Origin of the sequence: Stenotrophomonas sp. C3(2023), assembly GCF_032911385.1 — a bacterium.
In the GTDB taxonomy this organism is placed as follows: Bacteria; Pseudomonadota; Gammaproteobacteria; order Xanthomonadales; family Xanthomonadaceae; genus Stenotrophomonas.
In genome coordinates this window covers 1,696,006-1,718,223 of sequence record NZ_JAWJLO010000001.1, presented here as the reverse complement: position 1 = coordinate 1,718,223, position 22,218 = coordinate 1,696,006, and the positions used below count along the sequence as shown (strand labels likewise).

Sequence of the window (22,218 nt, the reverse complement as noted above, 5' to 3'; positions counted from 1 at the left end):
ACGCGTCATCTGCCAGTCTGCCATCATGCGGCCGCCAGCAGACACAGGCTGCTGGCTGGCACCCGCCACCGCCTGTCCCCCAGCCGCTGGACAGGCGCCGAGGCGGTCTGCAGCAGCAGCGAATCAAACTGCACAGCAGACTCGGCAAGGACGAAGGTCTCCTCCACGCTGGCGGCATTGAGCAGCAGCGCGAGGCTGACATGATTGCCCGGTTCACGCAGACCGTTGTCGGGCCCCCGTCCATCCAGCACGATGGCCAAGCTGCGACGCTGGCCATCATGCCAGTCGGCCTGCTCCATCAGCCTGCCATCAGGGCGGTACCAGCGAACGTCGATAATCTGGCTGTGCGCATCGGGCTGCCCGCGCAGGAAACGATTGCGCCGCAGCAGCGGATGGCGACGTCGCAGTTCCAGCAGTCGCTCGACAAAGCCGGCCAGCGCCTGCGCCTCGGTGCCGCCTGCCAGCTCCCAATCAAGCCAGCTCAGTGCATTGTCCTGGCAGTAGGCGTTGTTGTTACCCTGCTGGCTGTGTCCGAATTCATCGCCGGCCAGCAGCATCGGCGTTCCTTGCGAGAGCAGCAGCGTTGCCAGCAGGTTGCGCATGTGCTGCAGACGCGCGGCGATGATCGCCGGATCGTCGGTGGGTCCCTCGATGCCGTGATTGCTGGACAGGTTGTGCGAGCTGCCGTCACGGTTCTCTTCGCCGTTGGCCTCATTGTGCTTGCTGGCATAGGTGACCAGGTCACGCAGCGTGAAACCATCGTGCGCGGTGATGAAATTGATGCTCGAAGACGGACGTCGTCCACTGTGCTCGAACAGGTCGGCCGAGCCGGTAAAGCGGGTGGCAAAGTCCGCCAGATGGTTGGCATCGCCCCGCCACAGGGCACGCGCGGTGTCACGGAACCGGTCGTTCCACTCGCTCCAGCCTGGCGCGAAGTTTCCGAGCTGGTAGCCACCCTGCCCGATGTCCCACGGCTCGGCAATCAGTTTCACCTGCCCCAGCACCGGATCCTGACGCACCGCATCGAGAAAACTGCCGGACGGGTCAAACCCCAGCCGCTCCCGCGCCAGAATGCTGGCCAGGTCGAAACGGAATCCATCGACATGCATCTCGCTGACCCAGTACCGCAGCGAGTCCATCACCAGTTGCAGAACGCCAGCGTTGGTCAGGTCCAGCGTATTGCCCGTACCGGTGTCGTTGACGTAGTAGCGCTTGTTTTCGGCCAGCCGGTAGTAGCTGGCGTTGTCGATGCCCTTGAACGAGAGCGTAGGCCCCAGCTCGTTGCCCTCGGCGGTGTGGTTGTACACCACGTCCAGCACCACCTCCAGTCCGGCATGGTGTAGTCGGGCCACCATCTGCTTGAACTCGTCCACCGAATCCTGCCCGAGATAACGCGGGTCGGGGGCGAAAAAGCCGATGCTGTTGTAGCCCCAGTAGTTGCGAAGACCTTTCTGCAGCAGGTGCTGATCATCAACAAAGGCCTGCACCGGTAACAGTTCCACGGTAGTGACGCCGAGCCGGCAGAGATGTTCGACCACGGCATCGTTGCCAAGGGCAGCGAACGTCCCGCGCTCGCAACCGGGTACCAGCGGATGCTGCATGGTCAGCCCACGCACGTGCGCCTCGTAGATCACGGTGTGTTCCCAGGCAACGCGCGGGGGCGCATCCGCTCCCCAGGTGTAGGCCGGATCGATGACCACGCAACGTGGCATGTAGGCGCTGCTGTCGCGCCGGTCAAAACTCCGATCAGCATCGCGGTGTCCCTGCACGTACCCGAACAGCTGCGGTGCCCACTTCAGGGTGCCACTGATCTGGCGTGCGTACGGATCCAACAGCAACTTGTTCGGGTTGAAGCGGTGTCCGTCTTCCGGCGAGTACGGTCCGTGCACCCGATAGCCGTAGCGTTGCAGCGGGCGCGCGTCGGGCAGATAGCCATGCCATACCTCGTCGGTGTATTCGGGCAGGGCTACCCGCTCGCACTCACGGCCCCGCGCGTCAAACAGGCAGAGTTCCACCGCTGTCGCATGGCGCGAGTACAAGGCAAAATTGACGCCAAGGCCGTCCCAATGCGCACCGAGCGGATACGGACGGCCGGACCTGACCCTGGATCGGGTCAGCGTTCTGCTACGGCTTGACATCGGCGCGGTCCTCAGTGTCATCGGCATGGCGCAGCGCAAGCTCCGCATCCAGCAGGCGCTCGGCGACCCGCCAGTCCTGCTGGTGCCCGTCGTGCGGTCGGCCTCTGGCTTCCCACACCTGATAGGCCAGCTGCTGCAGCCACTGCTGCCGTTGGTCAGTCTCCATCATCCACCTCGCTGGTACTTACCGCTTCGGCTTGGTCATCAAGCCCTGCGACACCGGCAGATGCCGTGCGTGCCGTACTCACTGCCACGAGACGCTGCTCGACCCCGGGTGCGGTCTCTGCGGCCTCCGGCAGCCGATGGCACCAGTTGGGGTGCTGCTCGACGGTGCCGGGCATGTTGGGCTGGCAGCGCACTCCACAGATGTCTTCCAGCGGCATCAGTGCGAGAACCGCAGGCGAGCACGCAACCAGGCGCAAGGCATCAGCAAGGGGGTCGGTAGGCGTGATGCCTTCGGCACACACCCGTTCAGTCAGCTGCGCGACGTGCTGGCTGCGCTGCTGCAGCGCGGCCGCGGTTTCCGCCCCGCTGGTCCAGCCCACTCGCCGTCGCCAACGCAGATCATCACCCTGCAGCCACGCTGCGATCGGCGGCAGGTCATGGGTGGAGGGCATCGCCACCGCGCGCGAGCGCCACCTGCGCAGGGGCATGAAGCCAGCTTCGTCGTGGTTGAACTGCAGGACCTCCGTGCCCAGTACGCCGCGGCGGGCCAGACATCGCCGGATGCCGTCCGGAATCACGCCGAGGTCCTCGCCGATGATCAGGCAGCGGTGTCGCCACGACTCAAGAACCAGCAGGTTCAGCAGATCCTGGAAGGGGTAACGCAGATACACGCCCTGCGCCGGCTCGGCACCGCAGGGCACCAGCCACAGCCGCCATAATCCCAGGATGTGGTCCACCCGCAGACCGCCACGATCGGCCATGGTCGCGCGGAGCAGCGCGATGAAGGGCGCGTAGCCGGTCCTGCGCAGTGCCTGCGGCGAGAAACTGGTAATCCCCCAGGCCTGCCCTTCTGGATTGAAGGCGTCCGGCGGCGCGCCCAGCTGCAGTCCGTGCAGCACGCTGCCGGCATTGCGCTGTGCCTCCTCACCGGCAGGGTCGAAGCCCACGGCCAGGTCGGCGATCAATCCGATGCCCATGCCAAGCGCGCGCGCCTGCTGCTGCACACGCGCCCATCCCTCGCGCACGACCCACTGCGCAAAGCACTCCAGCGTCGTCGTGGCGCCATCGCGCGCGGTCATGCACGCCTGCCATTGGATCGGGTCGTGTTCGCGCAGCCAGTCGCCCGTACGCTGCAGCCACTCCCGCTTGTCGGCCGCTGCGGCTGCCCAGTCCATGCTCGTCGCTGCCTCATGCGCACACAGGCGCGCATCCAGTGCAGGGTCGGCGGTGCGCACCGCGGTCGCAGCGCGGGGAAACACCTGCATCGGTGATCCATGTACAGCCTCGAAGGCAGTCCGATCGCTTGGCGAATAGGGTCGATAGCCGCCCGTCATGCCGCGATGGATCGGGCTGAGACCCAGCGCGTGGCCGCCATGGCGGTGTATCTGCCCAAGCCAGCCCAGCGCGCCCTGGCTGTCACCGATTCCACCGTCACCGCACCCGCGCACACTGTAGACCTGCGCCGCCAGTCCCCAGTGCCGGCAGGGCCCTGTACGGGGCGGGTACCAAGCGCGCGGCGGCGCTACGGCTACCGGTTGCACGCGTCTGCCCTGCAGCCAGCGCCAATAGCCTGGACGCGAGGGCGCCTGCCACAGGCCGTCGCTCACAGAGATCGCAGGCTCCAGTGCCCCAGCCTCATCCTCCCAGCTGGCGGCGTGCTTCGCGCTGGCGGCGATCGGCACGGTGGCGCCAACGATGCAGGTCAGTAGTGATCCTGCTGGATCGTGGTCAATACCGTCCAGCCGCGAGAGCACGTCGGCGAGTGCTGCGTCGGCGACCTGCCGACGGCGCCCCTGGATGTCGCGCCACTGAACCTCCATGCCGAGCGCCACCGCCCGCGCGTGCAGCGCCGTCACGCCCGCTGTCACGCTGGCCTCCAGTGCAACCGCAGGCCGGGGCCGGCCAGACAGGCCGCGTGGTCGCGGTCGCTGCTTACGCTGATGTCCAGCACACACTCACCCGCAGGCAGCCCATGCGCAACAGGCGCATCGCCGGCGTTGAAGGCCAGCCACCACTGCCCTGCGGGCAGCTGCCACCCCGCGCTCACCGCACGCGGGCCGATCACCTGCGCGCCCAGTGGCCTGGCGGCCCCCTCGGCGGGCCAGAGATAACGACGACGCAATGCCGCCCAGTGCGTGAACGCCGCAAGTGCCCGGGTCTGTGAGCTGTCACCTTCAGTGGGCAGCGCAACCGTGCTGCAGGCCAACGTGACCGGTGCATTCGGATCAGGCAGGCCGATCAGCGCCTGCGCATCGCCGAACGCCAGGAACCCGCGAAACTCGCGCCGCCTGCCCTCCCGGACGCGCTCGGCCAGCGCAGGCTCGATGTCGATGAAGTACAGAAACGGCGCCCTGGACTGCCACGGCTCGCCCATGAACACCATCGGTGTCATCGGGGTGAGCAGCGCCATGGCCGTCGCCAGACGCGCACGCAGGGGATCGACGAGGGTGCTCAGACGTTCGCCAAAGGCCCGGTTGCCGATCTGGTCATGGTTCTGGGCGAAGACCACGAACCGGTCCAGTGGCAGCCGCCCATCGACGGCGCGGGCGGGCCGGGACGCATGGCGCTGGTCGGTTGCTTCACTGAAGCCGGCCTGCAGGCAGCGCGCCAGCGCGGCCTCGGCTTGGCCCGGCACCGCGTAAGGTCGGTAGTAGCCTTCCTTTTCTTCCGTCAGCATGACATGCAGGGCGTGGTGGAAATCGTTGTTCCACTGCCCCTGGTAATGCTCATGCAGCCAGCACGGTTGCCGATGCTCGTTCTCCAGCACCAGATGGATCTGCCGCTGCCCGCCCAGCTCAGCACGCAGCGTATCGGCGAGCTGGCCCAGAAAGCGGCTGGGCTGGATCTCCTGCGCGGCGTCCAGACGCAGCCCGTCGAAACGGTAGTCACGCAACCACATCAGGGCGTTCTCGATGAAGAACTGCTGCACCGGCGGCTGGCGGAAGTCGATCGCTTCGCCCCAGGGGGTGGCGCGGTCGTCCCGGCTGAAACCGGGGGCATAGCACGCCATGTGATTGTCGTAGGGACCAAGGTGGTTGTAGACCACATCCAGCAGCACCGCCATGCCCAGGCCGTGCGCCGCGTCGATCAAGGACTTCAGCTGGTCCGGAGTGCCGTATGCCTCTGCAGGTGCGAACGGAAGAACGCCGTCGTAGCCCCAGTTGCGGCGTCCCGGAAACTGCGCCAGCGGCATCAGCTCCAGCGCGGTGATGCCACTGGCAGCCAGTGTCGGCAGCTGCGCCTGCAGCCCCGCGTAACCGCCACTGCAGCCCAGATGAACCTCGTAGATGACCAGTTCGTGCCAAGGCCGCGCCAAGGGGGCGTGTCGCCAGGTGTAGGACGTATCGTCAAGCACCGCGCTGGCGCCGCGCAGCCCGTCCGGCTGCCAGCGGGAGGCAGGATCGGGCACCACCGCGCCCCCGTCGATCCGATAGCGATAGCGACTGCCCGCCGCCGCTGCAGCGCTGACCTCGTAGAAACCCGCAGCGTCGGCCTGCATGGGGAGGCACTGGTCGCCCAGCATAAGCTCGACCTGTCGGGCAGCAGGCGCCCACAGTCGGAAACGCACGCGGCCGTCATGCCGGTACCAGGCACCACAGCGCACCGTGCCGGGCTCGTTCATGCGGCGACCTGCAGGTAGAGTGTGGCCAGCGGCGGCAGCTGCAGCACCAGCGAATGCGGTTGACCATGGCATGTCACCGCCTCGCTGTGCCGGCCGCCCTCATTGCCCACATTGCTGCCGCCATAGCCTGCACCGTCTGTGTTGAGCACCTCGCGCCAGAACCCGGCCACAGGGACACCAACGCGGTAATGGGAGCGAACCACGGGGGTGAGGTTGCACACGACCAGCACCGGAGCTGCAGCGCCGCTGGGGTCATGCCGGAGGAAGGCGTACACGCTGTTCTGGTGGTCATCACCGACGACCCACTGAAAACTGCCAGGATCCTGCTCGGCCCGGAAGCACGCCGGCTGGGTGCGGAGCACCGCGTTGAGATCAGCGACCAGTTGCATCAGGCCCGCATTCAACGGCAGCGCCGCCTCCTGCCAATCCAGGCCGGCATCATGCCGCCACTCTCCGGCCTGCCCGAACTCGCCGCCCATGAACAGCAGTTTGCTGCCGGGATGCGCCCACATCAGGCCGTAGTACGCACGCAGCTGGGCAAACTGCCGCCAGCAATCGCCCGGCATGCGTGAAAGCAGCGACCCTTTACCGTGCACCACTTCGTCATGCGACAGCGGCAACACGAAATGTTCGGAAAACGCATACAGCAGGCCAAAGGTCACCTCGCTGTGGTGATGTGACCGGTGCACCGGATCGCGCTGCATGTACATCAGCGTGTCGTGCATCCAGCCCATGTTCCACTTATGGGTGAAACCGAGCCCACCGTGCTCGACCGGCGCGGTGACGCCAGGCCAGGCAGTGGATTCCTCCGCCATCACCATCACGCCCGGATGGCAGCGGCCCACCTGCTGGTTGAGGCGTTTGAGAAAGGCAACAGCCTGCAGGTTTTCGCGGCCACCGTGCTCGTTGGCCAGCCATTGCCCGCTGGCCCGGCTGTAGTCGCGGTAGAGCATCGAGGCCACCGCGTCCACCCGCAGCCCATCCAGATGGAAGCGCTCGATCCATTCCAGCGCGCTGCCCAGCAGGTAGGCGGCGACTTCGTTGCGGCCGTAGTTGTAGATGAGCGTGTTCCAGTCCGCATGCAGGCCTTCGCGCGGATCGGCGTGCTCGTACAGAGCCGTTCCGTCGAACTGGCGCAGGCCGTGTTCGTCATCGGGGAAGTGGGCACTTACCCAGTCGACGATGACCCCGATACCGGCGCAGTGACATCGGTCAACGAACGCAGCGAACTGCGCCGGATCGCCGTGCCGTGCAGTCGGTGCGTACAGCCCCAACGGCTGATAGCCCCACGAGCCACCAAAAGGATGCTCGCTGACCGGCAGCAGTTCCACATGGGTGAAGCCGAGCCGCTGGATGTGCGGGATCAGGCGTTCGGCCAGTGCATTCCAGCCCAGCACGCTGCCGTGCTCGTCACGCATCCAGGAGCCGGCATGCAGCTCGTAGATCGAAACCGGGCCCTGCCGCCACCGGCCGCGACGCGCCATCCACGCCTGGTCATGCCACTGGAACGCGGCAGGCGACGCAACACGTGAGGCGGTCGCAGGCGCCAGTTCCGCCCAGCGAGCCATCGGGTCAGCCTTGTACGGCAGCGGCTGGCCGTTGGGGGCCGTGATGCAGAACTTGTAGCGGGCACCGACCTCCACGCCCGGCAGAAATATCTCCCACACGCCCGCGGTATGCCGCAGCCGCATGGGATGGCGGCGGCCGTCCCAGCCGTTGAAGTCGCCCACCACGGCCACGCGGCGCGCATTGGGCGCCCAGACGGCAAAGCGCACGCCCTCGATACCCGAGTCACAACAGGCCACCGCGCCCAGCTGGCGCATCGCATCCACGTCGCCTTCGCCAATGCGCTGAAGCACCGTTTCAGGCAGCAGCGTGCCGAACGCGTAGGGATCCCAAAGGGTCTGCTCGCCCTGTGGCCACTGGACGCGCAGCTGTATCTGCCTGCCGTTACCGCGCAGAACCCCGGCAAACACCCCATCGATCGACGTGGAGGTCAGCGCGGTCCAGTTGCGCTTGCCAGCGCAGCGCGCATGCACGGCCACAGCGCCGTGCATGAGCACTGTCTCCACTACGCTGTCCTCGACCGCCTGGTGCGGACCCAGCACGGCAAACGCATCGCCGGGCAGGCCGGCGGCCACGCTGGCCAGCGCCGGATGCGGCGTCGAAGGGGGTGTGGACCGGCTGCGGCGCGCGCTGCGCTTTGTCGCGGCCGATGGAATCTCGGCAGGAGCCAGGGAACCGTTCACGCCGCCACTCCCATCTGCTGGTACAGATCAAGGTACAGTCGGCCCGCCCGATCCCAGCCGGCTGGCGTGAGCATGGCGGCGCGGCGCATCGCCTGCATCAATGTGGGCATACCGAAGGTACGCATGGCCCGCTGGACACAGCCGCTCAGTGCATCGACGCTGGCCTCGTGAAACAGGAATCCGGTGACACCATCCTCGACGGTGTCTACCAGCCCCCCGGTTGCGTGTGCCAGCGGCAGGCAGCCAAAACGCTGCGCATACATCTGGCTCAGGCCGCAGGGCTCGAAGCGCGAGGGCATCAGCAGGAAATCAGCACCGCCAAACATCTTGCGAGCCAGCGCCTCTTCAAAGCCGATCCACACGCCCACCTGCCCCGGATAGCGATGGCCCAGCTCCCGCACCTGCGCTTCGACCGCGGGCTCGCCCGAGCCGATCACCACCAGCTGCCCACCAACGGCGATGATCTGCGGAGCCACCGCGCAAGTCAGATCAAGCCCTTTCTGGTGTACCAGTCGCGATACCACGGCGAACAGAGGGCCGGTGGTGTACTGCAGGCCGAACGCCTCCCTTACCGCTGCCGCGTTCTGCGCGCGGCCAGCACAGTGTTGCGCGCTGAACGTCGCGCGCAGGTGGCGATCACCAGACGGATTCCAGCTCTCATCGATGCCGTTGACGATGCCACTGAGATGTCCCTCGGCCTCGCGTTGGGCCAGCAGCGCATGCAGACCGCAGCCGTCGGCGGCGGTGGTGATCTGGCGCGCGTAGTGCAGGCTTACAGTGTTGATCCGTGTCGCACAGTTGATGCCGGCCTGGAGAAACGACAGCTGGCCGTGAAACCGCAGGGCGTCCAACGCATCGCCATCCAGGCCGAGCTGTGGGGCGTGGGTGCAGTCGAACAGGCCCTGGTAGGCCAGGTTGTGGATCGTAAGCACGCTGGGTACATCGCCGTTGTCGGCGCGCACATAGGCGGCAGCCAGCGCAGTCGGCCAGTCGTTCAGATGCAGCAGCGACGGCTGCCAGTCAGGATCTCCCTGACCGGCGCCGATGCGCGCAGCAGCATGGGAGAGCGTGGCAAAGCGCACCGCGTTGTCGACCCACGCCTGGCCGGACGCATCCACATATGGGGAGCCCGCGCGCTCATACAGCGCCGCGTTGAGCAGTACGTAGACCGGTAATCCATCCGCCTGACGGCCCAGTGCAAGATCACAGTCCGGGAGCCCTGCCCGTCCGGCAATGGTTCCCACGTGACGAAGGAACTGCATGCCGGCCAGCACGGACGGATAGCCCGGTATAAGCACGCGCATGTCACACTGGTGGCGCAGTGCGCGGGGCAGCGCCGCAGCCACGTCGCCCAGACCGCCTGCTTTGAGGAAGTCCGCCATCTCCGACACCACGAACAGGACCGGAGCGGCGCGGCGTGCCGGCTCAACGAGCGAGAGGAAGCGACCTCGCGCGTCGCGGCTGCGCTGCGCGCCGCGCAGTGGCGCTCGCAACGGAGTGGAGACAGGGTGATGGCGCGACATTTCAACGACGGCGCTCATGATGCGCTCCTAGCGTGGGCCGAAAGACGTGCGCGGCGTTGGGACCGCGCGCGGTGACAGGTCAGGGAGATAGATTGAGTCCCTGGCTTGCGATCGAATCTATACTTGCCGTCGATCGATCGACCACGCGAAACCCGGCCTCTTGCCACCGCCTCGACAAAGAAGGGGGAACGTGGACGTGGCATGGCGCGCTCAACGTGGCGCGCCGTGCATTGCGGACTCCACTGAGCGGGCAATTACGGCGCGCGGCCCCTGCCACTCCTGGCTGCGCTGCGGGGGCGCGGCGTCGAAAGGCTGCGGCACGGCTCTGCCGGCATGGCGCGGCGCTCTGACGAGCGGAAAGGTTTAGATGACCGATGGGACGTGCCATGCGCAGCGATTGAGGGTCTTCTGAACACCCGACCACAAGGAAGTGCGATGCGCCCGATGTCCCTGCTGCCGATTCTGCGCTGTCTGCTGATCGCCTGCCTGTTGCCGACCGCGGCGCCCGCTGCCGCCGCGACCGGGATCGTGCAACTGCAGGTGCACGAGCCGACGACAGACACACGCATGCCCGCAATGCTGTTCTATCCCAGTCCTGCCCAGGGCGCGCCGACCCGTATCGGCCCTTACGTCGTCGACGCCAGCTTCGGGCTGCCCCGCCAGACGGGTCCGCACCCGCTCGTGCTCATTTCGCATGGCCATGGAGGCAGCGCCCTTGGCCATCATCCGCTTGCTGTGGCCTTGGCCGAGGCCGGCTTCCTGGTGGCGGCCATTGAGCATGCCGGCGACAGCCACCTGGACCAGAGTGGCTTCGGCACCGAGCGCGTCCTGCTGGGCCGCGCCTGGCAGGTCTCCTCGCTGCTGGACACCCTGCTCGCCGACCCGGAGTGGGCCGCACTCATCGACCCGCACCGTATCGGAATAGCAGGCTTTTCCGCTGGTGGCCATACCGCACTGGCGCTGCTCGGCGCCGAGCCCGATCCGGCGCGCCGCGTGCGCTACTGCCAGCAGCACCCGCAGGACGAGGAGCTCTGTCTGCAGGCACCCGCCGACGCACCTGCGCTGGAACAGCGCCGGCCGCTCCAGGACAGCCGGATCAGCGCCGCATTCCTGATGGCACCTCTGGCAGTGTTCTATGACGCGCAGGCGTTGGCGCTGGTCCAGCGGCCGGTCTTCCTGCATGCCGCCATGGCCGACGACGTGCTGCTGCCCCGTTGGAACGCTTTGGCCGTACGCGATGGCGTTGCTGCGCTGCGTGACTGGCGCGCGGTGGTCGGCGCCGGCCACTACGTCTACCTGGCCCCCTGCCCGCCCCCGCTCGCCACTGCGCTGCCGACGCTCTGCAGTGACCCGCCGGGCGTCGACCGCCGCCGGGTGCAGGCGCAGCTGGCCGATGAGGTTATCGACTTCTTCCAGCAGACCTGGTCGCGCTGACACAGGCGGCGCTGGTCTGCATGCACGATGATCTGCTCCCCGCGTGCTGCCCCGAATACGTATGCACGCGCATGCATCGGCGTGCAGGGCGGCAGCCACTCGGGCATGCTTTGGCAGCGCCGCGCGCCGCGCGCCTCGCGCGTGATCCACCCGCTTGTCGAGTTCCGCTCAGGTACCCATGCCCACATTGTCTGCCTCCACCGCACGTCTCCAGCAGCACGCCACACGTGCGGTGTTCTTCCTGCCCGGATTCGCTACCGCGGCCTGGGCGCCACTGGTTCCCTTCGCCAGAAATCGCACCGATCTGGATGAGGCCAGCTTGGGGTTGGCGCTGCTGTGCCTGGGCACCGGCTCGATGCTGGCGATGCCGCTGGCGGGCGCGCTTGCCGCGCGTGTCGGCTGCCGCCGGGTCCTGTTGTTGACGCTGGTGGTGGCCATGTTGGCCCTGCCGTTGCTGGCCGTCGCGGCCACCCCATTGATGCTCGGCATGACGCTGTTCGTTTTTGGTGCGGGCGTGGGCGCCTGCGACTGCATCATGAACATGCAGGCCGTGATGGTCGAGCGCGATGCAGGTCGTCCGATGATGTCGGGCTTTCATGCGTTCTACAGCATTGGCGGTGCCGTCGGCGCGGCGGCGATGACCGTGCTGCTTTGGGTGGGCATGGCCCCTTGGGTGGCCGTCCTGCTTCTGGTGGGCGGCATGGCGGGTGTCACGGTGCTGGCAGCCCCGCACTGGCGTCGGGACCGCGCGCCGGACGATGCGCCCATGTTTGCCGCACCCCACGGTGTGGTGCTGCTGATCGGCCTGATGTGCTTTGTCGCGTTCCTTGCTGAAGGCGTGATGCTCGACTGGAGCGCGGTGTTTCTGCATGACGTGCAGGGCGTACCCGAGCATCAGGCCGGCGTCGCGTTTTTCGTGTTCGCTGTCGCCATGACGCTGACCCGGTTGGCCGGTGATCGGGTCATCAGCGCACTCGGCTACGCACGTGCCATCCTCGTCGGCACCGTGGTCGCAGCGGCCGGGTTCGCGCTCGCCACTTTCGGAGCGGGCTTGACCGTGGCGCTGCCGGGTTATGCACTGATCGGCATCGGTTGTGCGAACGTGGTGCCGGCGCTGTTTTCGCTGGCGGGGCGGCAGAAGGTCATGCCCGAATCCCTGGCCATTCCAGCCGTCACCACACTGGGCTATGCCGGCGTGCTGGCAGGTCCTGCGTTGATTGGGTTTGTGGCACAGGCCAGCAGTCTGGTGATGGCCTTCTGCCTGGCGATGGCGGCATTGCTGCTGGTCGGCCTGCTGGGGCAACGCGCGGCACGTGCGTGACCGGCATGGCCCGGCACATCGTTGCCGGCCCGGCTGCTTTTCTGGCAGGGTCGCGCTTAAGCCGCGCTGCGTGCTCGCCGGGCAGAACCGCGCGCTTACCAGCGTGACGACCAACGGTCGTCACCTACCGAATGCCGCGACGCTGTACGTTCTGCCGGGCAGAGCCCGGCGCTACGTGGCGCTGGCCAGCAGACCGCGCCGGCGATACCAGATCTCCAGCGGCAGGGTCACCAGCGGCGGTACCGCTGCCAGCACGGCCAGTACGGTGGCCCACCAGGGCCAGCGCAGCTTCAGACCAGCGACCAGGGCAACGACGGCGTACAGCACAAACGCCCCGCCGTGCAGACGGCCGAACACCCATACGCCCAGCTCGGTCGTTCCAGTGCCGTACTTGAGCAACATGCCCAGCAGCAGCCCTGCCCAGGTGAAGGCTTCAAACAGGGCCACCGCAGCAAACACGCGGCCGGTGGGACTCATTGGTGTCGACGTGTGCATCAGCGGCCTCCTCATTCAACGTAACGACGACGCGGATCAGTCCAGTCGCTGCAGGGCAATGCGGCCCACGCGGCGCTTGGCCATCGACAGCACCCGCAGCGCGTACCCCTCGTGCTCGATGCGATCGCCCTGCTCCGGCATGCGCTCCAGCGTGTGCAGCAGCAAACCGGACAGCGTCTGATAGTCGGTGCTGCGCGCAAAGCGGATGCCCGCCTGGCGCTGCAGATCCTCCAGCGTGAGTGCACCGTCGGCCTCCCACTGTCCTTCGGCGATCAGTTCGATGCCGTAGCGGTCGTCCTGGGTGTCGGCCAGATCGCCGGCAATCGCGGCCAGCAGATCGTTGGCCGTCACCAGGCCCTCCACGCTGCCATATTCATCCACCGCCACCGCCAACGGTACCGGATGCTGCCGGATCAGCTCCAGCGCCTGCAGCGCACTGGCCGTGCTGGACACGAACTGGGCCTGACGGAGATTCTCTTCCAGCTGCAGCGGCCGGCCCTGCAGCAGGCCGGCCAGCAGGTCGCGGCTCTGCACGACACCACGCAGGCGGTCCAGATCGCCGTCGGCCACGAGCAGGCGGGTATGCGGGCTGGCAATGAGCCGCGCGATGATGTCCTGCGGGCTACGGCTGATGTCCAGCCATTCCACGTCGGTGCGCACGGTCATCACGCTCGACACCGGCCGCTCGGCCAGGGTCAGCACGCTGCGGATCATGTCCTGCTCGGCTGGCTGCAGACGATCGCCCTGCGCGCCCTGCGCGTCTTCTGCGTCGTCGTGTTCCTGGCGGCCATCGCGCGCACCGAACATCCGCAGTACGGCATCGGTCGTGCGCTGTCGGAACGGCACCAGCGCCGCATCACGCTCGCGGTTGAAGCGCACCCACTGGTTGAAGGCTTCCACCATGATCGAGAACGCGATGGCCGCGTACAGATACCCCTTGGGGATCTTGAAGCCCAGGCCTTCGGCCACCAGGCTGAAGCCGATCATCAGCAGGAAGCCCAGACACAGCACCACCACGGTCGGATGCTTGTTGACAAAGCGGGTCAGCGGTTTGCTGGCCAACAGCATCACCGACATGGCGATGGTCACCGCCGCATACATCACCCCCAGATTGTCGACCATACCCACAGCGGTGATGACCGAGTCCAGCGAGAACACCGCATCGAGCACGACGATCTGGGTGACCACCAGGCCGAAGCTGGCAAACGCTTTCTTGCCATCGGCTTCATGGTCGCGCCCTTCCAGCCGCTCGTGCAGCTCCATCGTGCCTTTGAACAGCAGGAACAGGCCGCCGAACAGCAGGATCAGGTCGCGCCCGGAGAACGCATGGTCGAGCACACTGAACAGCGGCGTGGTCAGCTTCATGATCCAGGCCAGCGCCGCCAACAGTACCAGCCGCATCAGCAGCGCCAGGCACAGCCCGATCACCCGTGCCTTGTCGCGCTGATGCGGTGGCAGCTTGTCGGCAAGGATCGCGATGAAGACGAGGTTGTCGATGCCGAGCACGATCTCGAGCACCACCAGTGTTGCAAGCCCCATCCAGATCGAGGGGTCGGCAAGCCATTCCATGAGGATTCCAGTCAGTCCAGGTCAGTTGAAGGCAGGATTTTCAGAGCGCATCATCCTGTCCGCGCGCAGGGTCGCGTCCGAGCAGGTCACCCGGTGCACAGTGCAGTTCGCGGCAGATCGCATCCAGCGTGGAAAACCGGATGGCACGCGCCTTGCCGGTTTTCAGTATTGAGAGATTGGCCACCGTGATGTCGACACGGTCGGCCAGCTCGGACAGGGTCATGCCGCGTTCGCGCAGCAGTTGATCCAGTGCAACGACGATGGCCATCAGACCACACGGTCCAGGTCTTCGCGCATGGCCGTGCCCACGGCGAACACATGCGCCATCACGAACAGCATCAGCACCGCGATCAAGCCGGTGATGGACATGCCACCGCCGATCTCCATCCAGGCAAACGGCGGCCCCATCCACGTGGCATACAGGCCGATCAGGATCGACAGCAGCTCCATGACCAGCATCAGCCAGGCCATGCGACGTAGACGCCTGACGTTGCCATCGGTGAATGGCTGGCGTTGACCGATGGATGCCACGAAGCGCTGCAGCTGACGCAGGAAGACCAGCCCCAGGGCGAGCAGCAGCACGATGACCAGCAATCCGGCGCAGAAATGCAGCAGCAGATGCGGACCATCGCCATGAGCGGCGACCACGGCAGGTTCGATGCTGCCCAGCAGCCAGGCAGGTGTCGAGACGACCAGCGGCAAAGCGGTCAGTGCAGCGGCGATGCCGAGCCAGCAGAGAATCCCAACCGCGTGGATGGCACAACGGGTCAGGTTGAAGATGCCGCGGGGCTCGCCCTCACGACCGGTACTGCTGGACACACCGCCTCCTGGAACCGGCAGCCCCAACCGGCGCCGTCGTTTATTGATAAACGATATGATGCAACGTGTCCAGTCCGACCACGCGTGATCTAGACGCCAGCGTGACCTTCAATGGCCGCCAACGCCTGCCGCAGCGCGGCCACCGCCTGCGCATCGGTCTGCCGGTAGGCCGGTGCCAGCCCCGGCAGCGCGGGCGCCGGCTTCCCGCCGGAAGAAGGACAGTGCAGCCGGCTGGCCGAGGCATGCACCTGTCTGCAGCCCGTACGCTTCACCAGCTCGGCCACGTTGCCGGCATTGACGCCCGCTCCTGCCATGATCGCGATGCGACCTGCCGCCGCCGCCATGTCGGCGGCAAGCACTGCGCTTCCCGTCAGCGCGTCGGGCTGCCCACCCGAGCTGAGAATGCGCTGGCATCCCAGCGCGACCACTGCCTCCAGCGCCGCACGCCGGTCGACCACCAGGTCGAAGGCGCGATGGAAGGTCACTGCAAGCGGCCCGGCCGCATCGATCAGGCGCCCGCACAGCGCCGTGTCGACCGCGCATTCGGCGGTCAGCGCACCGATCACCACACCATCGCAGCCAAGCTGACGGCAGCAGGCGATATCGTCGAGCATCACCTGCGCCTCGTCTTCGCTGTAAACGAAGTCGCCCGCTCGCGGCCGCACCAGCACGAACAGCGGTAACTGCACCCGTTGGCGCACCTGTCGAAGTGTTCCCCACGAGGGTGTGGTGCCACCGTTGGCAAGATCGCCGCACAGTTCCAGACGATCGGCCCCGCCTGACTGGGCGGAAAGCGCCGAGGGCAGGCAGCCGCAGGCGATCTCCAGCTCCATCACACCGCTCAGCCGGGTGTCCACGCCGCTGCACCCATGACACCGATGGCCGCATCCTCAACACGCCACACCGGTACCTGGCGCAGCATCGCGCCGAGCACGCCCTTGTCGACCATCCGCGCGCCGAACGCCGGCGCTGCCAGGAAGTCAGCCACGTGTTCGGTGATGCCGCCGGCCAGGAACACCGAACGTGCACCGAACGTCAGCGCCAGATCGCCCACCAGACTGCCCAGCCATGCGCAGAACACCTCAACGGTGCGCACGGCAAGCGCATCCTCGCCCCCCTTTGCGGCGGCCAGCAGCGCTTCGGTGCTGTGCCATCGCACCGTCTGCGCTTCCACGCCGGCAAGTGTCTGGTAGAGATTGAGCAGCCCCGTACCGGACAGCACGCGTTCGTTGCCCACATGCGGCCAGCGTTGCAGCAGCTGGGCCACCACCGCAAGCTCGATTGAATTGCCGGCGGCAAGGGCCGCATGGCCTGCCTCGCTGCTCAGCACACGGCGACTGCCATCGGCAAAGCACAGCGCAGCACCCAGCCCCGTGCCGGGCCCGAGAACCAGCGCCGGCCACTGCGGGGACCCGCTGCCGCCAGCATGCACCAGACTGCGCTGGTCGCTGCGCAGGAATGGCACGGCCAGGGCGATGGCCTCAAAATCGTTGATCAGTTCCAGACCATGCAGCCCGGCCTGCTCACGGGTTTCCCGCAGCGATACCGGCCAGGCGAGATTGGCATTGACCAGCGCATCGCCCTGCATCACGCCGGCGATGGCCACAACCGCACGGGCCAGACTGCGGCTGCCCCGCGGCGGTGGCGTGCTGAGCGAGAAGGCTGAAAGAATCGCTGCAAGACTCGGATGGTCGGCACAGCGGTAGCGTTGCAGTCCATGCAGCACCGGGCCTGAGCCATCCTCGCCCGCCCAGGCGACGCGGGCGAACGTGCCGCCGACGTCGGCCACGAGCAAGGGCATGTCCGCTGACCGGGACGAAGGACCGGAAGTGCCGGAGGACGGGGTAGCGATGTTCACCGGCAGCCTTTGAGCGAAGACAATTTCATGCCGCCGATTCTGTGTGATCGCCTGCGCTTTGCAAAGCGGGCAATGCAGCAGCGAACGGCGCGCAAGGCTGTTCCTGCAGCGCTGCCGTCCACGCCGGCGAGTCCGGCGCGGACGACCAGAGCATCGATCAGGCCGGATCCGGCGTCGGCTGCGCAGCACCCGGCAGTGCCAGCGGACGGCTCGGGAACGCATGGCGCACGATGCGCCACATGACCTGCCCGAACTGGCGCGGCAGTGACCCGGTGTTGTAGTGCTGGCCGTAGCGGCGGCAGATGTCCTTGACCTGCACCGCAATCGCTGCATAGCGGCTGGCCGGCAGATCCGGGTAGAAGTGGTGTTCGATCTGGTGGCTCAGATTGCCGGAGAGCACGTTCATCACCCAGCCGCCGGTCAGGTTGGAGGAGCCGCGCAGCTGGCGCAGGTACCAGTGACCGCGCGACTCATTGCGCAGGCACTCCTTGGGGAAGGTCTCGGCCTCGGCGGTGAAGTGACCACAGAAGATGATGGTGTAGGTCCACAGATTGCGCAGCCCATTGGCCACCAGGTTGCCCAGCAGCACCGGCAGGAAGAACGGACCGGCCAGCGCCGGGAACAGCACATAGTCCTTGCCGAGCTGGCGGGCCATCTTGACGCCTACCGGCCGCGTATGCGCCCACAGTTGACGCGCGCTGATGCGCCCTTTCAGCCAGCGGCCAATGCGCAGGTCCTGGATCGCCACGCCCCACTGGAACATCAGCGCGAACACCGGCGCGATCAGCGGCTGCAGCAGGTAGAACGGACGCCAGCGCTGCTCGGGGAAGATGCGCAGCAGGCCGTAGCCGATGTCATCGTCCATGCCGCGCACGTTGGTGTAGGTGTGGTGGCGGAAGTTATGGGTCTTGCGCCAGTTGTCGCTCGTCGCCACGATGTCCCACTCGTAGCGGTTGCCATCGAGCTTGGGGTCGCCGGTCCAGTCGTACTGGCCGTGCATCACGTTATGCCCCAGTTCCATGTTCTCCAGGATCTTGGCCAAGGCCAGCAGCAACGTGCCGGCAATGCACGCCGGCCACAGCAATGCTGCCCAGAACAGCGGCGAGAACGCGCCGACGAACAGCAGGATGCGACCGAGCACACCGCACCAGCGTACGGCGGCCGCGACGCGGCGGATATAGCGGGTGTCGGCGGCGCCTAGCGTGCTGATCACCCCATCGCGGATGGCGTCGAGCTCGGCGCCGAAAGCGTTGAGTTCGGAGGGAGACAGCACACGGTCACGGGAGCGGCTCATCGAAACAGTTCCTTACAGGTCCAGGACCAGGTCGGTCGTCGGTGCGTTGATGCAGATGCGCAGCGGATGTGCAGGTTCGCCCTGCTCCTCGCCGGTCCGCAGATGGCGGGTACCCCCGCTCATGCGGGTGCAGGTGCAGGTATTGCAGATGCCCATGCGGCAGCCATGCTTCGGCTTGATGCCTTGGGCTTCCAGACTTTCCAGCAGCGACTGTCCGCGCGGCACGGTCAGCTGCCGGCCACTGCGGGCCAGGGTGAGCTGCACAGTGCCTGTCAGGTCACTGACCACCGGCGGGGTGAAGGCTTCGGCCTGGAAGCCGGCCACCTGCCCCTGCAGGCGCGCACGCGCCGCCGCGACGAATCCATCCGGGCCGCAGGCCAGCACCTGGCGCTGCAGCAGCGCCGACGGCTCCAGCGCGCCCAGTGCATGCTGGTCCACCCGCAGCGCCGGTGCGCTGCCACGCGTAGCGCACAGGTGGACGCCCAGCTGCGGTTCGCCGGCCGCCATCGCTGCCAGCTCGTCGGCAAAATTGAAGCGGCCAGCGTCACGCTCCCAGTAGAACAGATCCACCGGCGCGCGCAGCGGCGATTGCAGCAGGTTGCGCAGGAGGCTCCGCATGGGCGTGATGCCGCTGCCCGCCGCGAGCAGCAGCAGCGGTGCGGGGTGGGCAGGCAGACTGAACTCACCAAACGCCTGGCCGATATGGAACACCGTTCCCGGCTTGGCCTGCTCGGCAAGATGATGGCTGACCCTGCCGCCGTCGACCGTTTTCACGGTGATCGCCAGTTCGCGCCGCCCCAGCAGAGTCGGACTGTAGCTGCGCTGGAGGATGCGCCCGTCCAACTCTACCCCGAGCGTCACATGCTGGCCCGGTTGCATGCCGCGCCAATGACGGTTGGTGCGCAGCACCAGTGTCGACGCGCCCTCTCCGGCCGGTTCACGGCGCAACAGACGCGCCATCGGCTGCTGCAGGGTCCACAGCGGGTTGAGCTTGCCGGCCCAGAAATCGAACAGGCCCGGAGACAGCCAGCGTTGCGGCGAAACCAATGGAGGACGGACGGCAGCGTTCATGCCTCGCACTATACGTGTGCAGATACAGATGTGTATACAGGTGTATACCGCCCATAATTGGGTATGATTCAGCCTTGTCATACCGGCCGCCCCATGACCCAGATCGCCCTGCCCTCTCCGGACGACGCCACCCCGGCCCGCCGCACGGTCACCCGTGAGGATCTGCTGGCAGCTGCGCTCAAGCTGATCGGGCCCAATCGCAGCCTGTCCACGCTCAGCCTGCGCGAAGTCGCGCGCGAAGCCGGCATCGCGCCGAACAGCTTCTACCGGCAGTTCCGCGACATGGACGAGCTGGCGATCGCGCTGATCGACCTTGCCGGCCGGTCGCTGCGTACCATCATTGGCCAGGCGCGACGTCGTGCTACGTCGACCTCGACCAGCGTGGTACGCGTTTCGGTGGAAACCTTCATCGAGCAGCTGCGTGCCGATGACAAGCTGCTGCATGTGCTGCTGCGCGAAGGCGCAGTGGGCTCGGACGATTTCAAGCACGCCGTCGAGCGCGAGCTGCACTACTTCGAGGAAGAACTGCAGCACGACCTGGTGCGGCTGGCAGCCCTGGACGGAGCGGCCCTGCATGCGCCCGAGCTGGCATCGGCAGCGATCACCCGGCTGGTGTTTGCCATGGGCGCGGCGGCGATGGACCAGCCGCCGGAGAAAGACCCCGAGCTTGTCGAGCAGATCTCCACGATGGTGCGGATGATCATCATCGGCGCGCGCAGTCCGCGTGCCTTTCGCCGCGGCTGAGCGGGCCGCCGGGATGCCCAGGCTTGCCGCGCGCTGAAGCAGTGTGCGCGGATTGCCGCTGGCAGCGGTCTGTCGTGCCCGCCTCCACGCGCCCTTAGCCAATGCCCTGCGATGCTGGACGCCCCTCCCACATGGTGCGTTCCATGAAGATCCTGATGGTGTTGACCTCTCACGACCAGCTGGGCGATACCGGCAAGAAGACCGGCTTCTGGCTTGAAGAGTTTGCCGCGCCCTACTACGTGTTCGCCGATGCTGGCGCCGTCGTCACTCTGGCCTCCCCGGCCGGCGGACAGCCGCCGCTGGACCCCAAGAGCGATGAGCCGGATGCACAGACCGAGGCGACCCACCGGTTCGGCAGCGACAAGGACGCGCAGCGCGCCCTGGCCACGACGCTGCGGCTGGATGCGATCAACCTGGCCGACTACGATGCGGTCTTCTATCCCGGTGGGCATGGACCGCTGTGGGATCTGGCCAACGACCGCACGTCGTTGCAGCTGATCGAAAGTGCGGTGCGTGATGGCACCCCGCTGGCGCTGGTCTGCCATGCACCCGGCGTGCTGCGCAACGCCAAGGCACTGGACGGGACGCCGCTGGTCGCCGGCCGCCAGGTCACCGGCTTCACCAACAGCGAAGAAGAGGCGGTTGGCCTGACCAAGGTGGTGCCGTTCCTGGTCGAAGACGAACTCAAGCGCCTCGGCGCCGACTACAGCAAGGGCGCCGACTGGAGCGTGCACGTAGTCGAGGATGGCCTGCTGGTCACCGGGCAGAACCCGGCCAGCAGCGAGGATGCCGCGCAGGCGTTGCTGCGCCTTCTCCAGCGCAAGGACGTCTGAGCCATGCGCAGTGCACGACACACCCGGTTCGGCGAACCGGCACAGGTCCTTGCCGCTGGCGAGGACGCCCTTCCCACGCCAGCCGCGGGCGAGGTGCGCATCCGCACCATTCTCACCCCCATCCATAACCATGACCTGTGGACCATCCGTGGCCAGTACGGATACAAGCCGCCGCTACCGGCGATCGGCGGCAGCGAGGGGCTGGGCATCATCGACGCGCTGGGTGACGGCGTGACCGACCTGCAGGTCGGCCAGCGCGTGGCCGCCGCCTCGGTACACGGCACCTGGGCAGAGGCCTTCATCGCACCGTCGCGGATGGTCATCCCGATGCCGGACAGCATTGCCGACGAAACAGCGGCACAGCTGATCGCCATGCCGCTGAGCGCACTGATGCTGCTGGAGTTTCTGGATGTGCGGGCGGGCCAGTGGATCGTACAGAACACGGCCAATGGCGCGGTTGGCAAAACGCTGGCCATGCTGGCCGCTGCCCGCGGGGTCCATGTGCTCAACCTGGTCCGACGCGATGCAGGCATCGAAGAGCTGGCCGCGGTCGGCGTGGAGAACGTGATCTCCACTGCACAGGACGGCTGGCAGGACAAGGCTCGGGCAGCGATGGGCGACACCGGCGCGGTTGCAGCGGTCGACTCGGTGGGCGGCACTGCCAGCGGGGATCTTGTCAGTCTGCTGGCCGACGGCGGCACGCTGGTCTCGTTCGGCTCGATGACGGGCGAACCGATGCAGATTCCCTCTGGCGCGGTGATCTTCAAGCAGGCCACGGTGAAGGGTTTCTGGGGCAGCAAAGTGAGCCAGGCCATGGCTGTGGAGGACAAGCGTCGGCTCGTCGGCGAGCTGCTGAAGCGCGCTGCCGCTGGTGAACTGCGGCTGCCGGTGGAAAAGATCTTCCCGCTGGAACAGGCCGCTGAGGCCGCCGCCGCCAGCCTGGCTTCGGGACGCACCGGCAAGATCCTGCTGCGCCCCTGACGCAGGCCCCCGGCGCCGGTAGGTGACGACCGTTGGTCGTCACGCTCCAGGGTATCGGCGTGACGACCAACGGTCGTCACCTACCGAAGTGCGCTGTTCGAA

The 22,218-nt window shown here is 66.9% G+C and carries 19 protein-coding genes; 5 read left to right on the top strand and 14 right to left on the bottom strand.

Going from position 1 to position 22,218, the window contains the following annotated elements; all coding sequences use genetic code 11:
- Positions 1-23: 23 nt before the first annotated feature.
- The 6 genes from glgX to glgA form a co-directional block, all read right to left on the bottom strand.
- On the bottom strand, positions 24-2,138 hold the full coding sequence (gene glgX / locus RZA67_RS07490; protein ID WP_317212064.1) for a glycogen debranching protein GlgX: 2,115 nt from the start codon (positions 2,136-2,138) through the stop codon (positions 24-26).
- Positions 2,125-2,307: a DUF2934 domain-containing protein gene (locus RZA67_RS07485; protein WP_317212063.1), complete on the bottom strand. Its 183-nt coding sequence runs from the start codon at positions 2,305-2,307 to the stop codon at positions 2,125-2,127. Before RZA67_RS07485 ends, glgX begins: the two co-directional genes overlap by 14 nt.
- Positions 2,294-4,171, bottom strand: a complete 1,878-nt coding sequence (locus RZA67_RS07480; RefSeq protein WP_317212061.1) for a 4-alpha-glucanotransferase — start codon at positions 4,169-4,171, stop codon at positions 2,294-2,296. Before RZA67_RS07480 ends, RZA67_RS07485 begins: the two co-directional genes overlap by 14 nt.
- Positions 4,168-5,925, bottom strand: a complete 1,758-nt coding sequence (treZ, locus tag RZA67_RS07475; protein WP_317212060.1) for a malto-oligosyltrehalose trehalohydrolase — start codon at positions 5,923-5,925, stop codon at positions 4,168-4,170. The genes RZA67_RS07480 and treZ overlap by 4 nt, the downstream gene beginning before the upstream one ends.
- Positions 5,922-8,075, bottom strand: coding sequence for a 1,4-alpha-glucan branching protein GlgB (gene glgB, locus RZA67_RS07470; protein ID WP_317213944.1), 2,154 nt, complete (start codon positions 8,073-8,075; stop codon positions 5,922-5,924). The genes treZ and glgB overlap by 4 nt, the downstream gene beginning before the upstream one ends.
- A gap of 95 nt (positions 8,076-8,170) precedes the next feature.
- Positions 8,171-9,715, bottom strand: coding sequence for a glycogen synthase GlgA (glgA, locus tag RZA67_RS07465; protein WP_317212059.1), 1,545 nt, complete (start codon positions 9,713-9,715; stop codon positions 8,171-8,173).
- A 417-nt stretch (positions 9,716-10,132) separates the two neighbouring features.
- Between glgA and RZA67_RS07460 the strand changes: the two genes are divergently transcribed.
- Complete coding sequence (locus RZA67_RS07460; protein WP_317212058.1) at positions 10,133-11,131, top strand: hypothetical protein; 999 nt, start codon at positions 10,133-10,135, stop codon at positions 11,129-11,131.
- 187 nt (positions 11,132-11,318) lie between these two features.
- On the top strand, positions 11,319-12,452 hold the full coding sequence (locus RZA67_RS07455; RefSeq protein ID WP_317213942.1) for an MFS transporter: 1,134 nt from the start codon (positions 11,319-11,321) through the stop codon (positions 12,450-12,452).
- Positions 12,453-12,623: 171 nt separating this feature from the next.
- On the opposite strand, the gene RZA67_RS07450 is transcribed toward RZA67_RS07455, so the two are convergent.
- From RZA67_RS07450 to RZA67_RS07415, 8 genes are all read right to left on the bottom strand, one after another.
- Positions 12,624-12,947 carry a DUF3817 domain-containing protein gene (locus tag RZA67_RS07450; protein ID WP_317212057.1) on the bottom strand — a complete coding sequence of 108 codons (324 nt, stop codon included), beginning with the start codon at positions 12,945-12,947 and terminating at the stop codon, positions 12,624-12,626.
- A 36-nt stretch (positions 12,948-12,983) separates the two neighbouring features.
- Positions 12,984-14,516, bottom strand: a complete 1,533-nt coding sequence (locus tag RZA67_RS07445) for a TerC family protein (RefSeq protein WP_317212056.1) — start codon at positions 14,514-14,516, stop codon at positions 12,984-12,986.
- Between the two features lie 40 nt (positions 14,517-14,556).
- Entirely contained in the window at positions 14,557-14,784 is a 228-nt protein-coding gene (locus tag RZA67_RS07440) for a helix-turn-helix transcriptional regulator (RefSeq protein WP_317212055.1), read from the bottom strand.
- The gene (locus RZA67_RS07435) at positions 14,784-15,296 is read right to left on the bottom strand and encodes a DUF2975 domain-containing protein (protein WP_317213941.1); all 513 of its coding nucleotides are present in this window, start codon (positions 15,294-15,296) and stop codon (positions 14,784-14,786) included. The genes RZA67_RS07440 and RZA67_RS07435 overlap by 1 nt, the downstream gene beginning before the upstream one ends.
- Before the next feature lie 128 nt (positions 15,297-15,424).
- Positions 15,425-16,180 (bottom strand): copper homeostasis protein CutC, encoded by a 756-nt coding sequence (locus RZA67_RS07430; protein WP_317213940.1) that lies wholly within the window; start codon positions 16,178-16,180, stop codon positions 15,425-15,427.
- On the bottom strand, positions 16,177-17,136 hold the full coding sequence (locus RZA67_RS07425; RefSeq protein WP_317212054.1) for a glucokinase: 960 nt from the start codon (positions 17,134-17,136) through the stop codon (positions 16,177-16,179). The genes RZA67_RS07430 and RZA67_RS07425 overlap by 4 nt, the downstream gene beginning before the upstream one ends.
- A gap of 214 nt (positions 17,137-17,350) precedes the next feature.
- Positions 17,351-18,487: an acyl-CoA desaturase gene (locus tag RZA67_RS07420; protein WP_317212053.1), complete on the bottom strand. Its 1,137-nt coding sequence runs from the start codon at positions 18,485-18,487 to the stop codon at positions 17,351-17,353.
- A gap of 12 nt (positions 18,488-18,499) precedes the next feature.
- Positions 18,500-19,558, bottom strand: a complete 1,059-nt coding sequence (locus RZA67_RS07415; protein ID WP_317212052.1) for a ferredoxin reductase — start codon at positions 19,556-19,558, stop codon at positions 18,500-18,502.
- Positions 19,559-19,651: 93 nt separating this feature from the next.
- Between RZA67_RS07415 and fabR the strand changes: the two genes are divergently transcribed.
- The 3 genes from fabR to RZA67_RS07400 all read left to right on the top strand — a co-directional run bounded on the left by fabR (position 19,652) and on the right by RZA67_RS07400 (position 22,116).
- Entirely contained in the window at positions 19,652-20,302 is a 651-nt protein-coding gene (gene fabR / locus RZA67_RS07410; protein WP_317212051.1) for an HTH-type transcriptional repressor FabR, read from the top strand.
- A 143-nt stretch (positions 20,303-20,445) separates the two neighbouring features.
- Positions 20,446-21,135 (top strand): type 1 glutamine amidotransferase domain-containing protein, encoded by a 690-nt coding sequence (locus tag RZA67_RS07405; protein ID WP_317212050.1) that lies wholly within the window; start codon positions 20,446-20,448, stop codon positions 21,133-21,135.
- 3 nt (positions 21,136-21,138) lie between these two features.
- The gene (locus RZA67_RS07400) at positions 21,139-22,116 is read left to right on the top strand and encodes a zinc-binding dehydrogenase (protein WP_317212049.1); all 978 of its coding nucleotides are present in this window, start codon (positions 21,139-21,141) and stop codon (positions 22,114-22,116) included.
- Positions 22,117-22,218 lie beyond the last annotated feature (102 nt).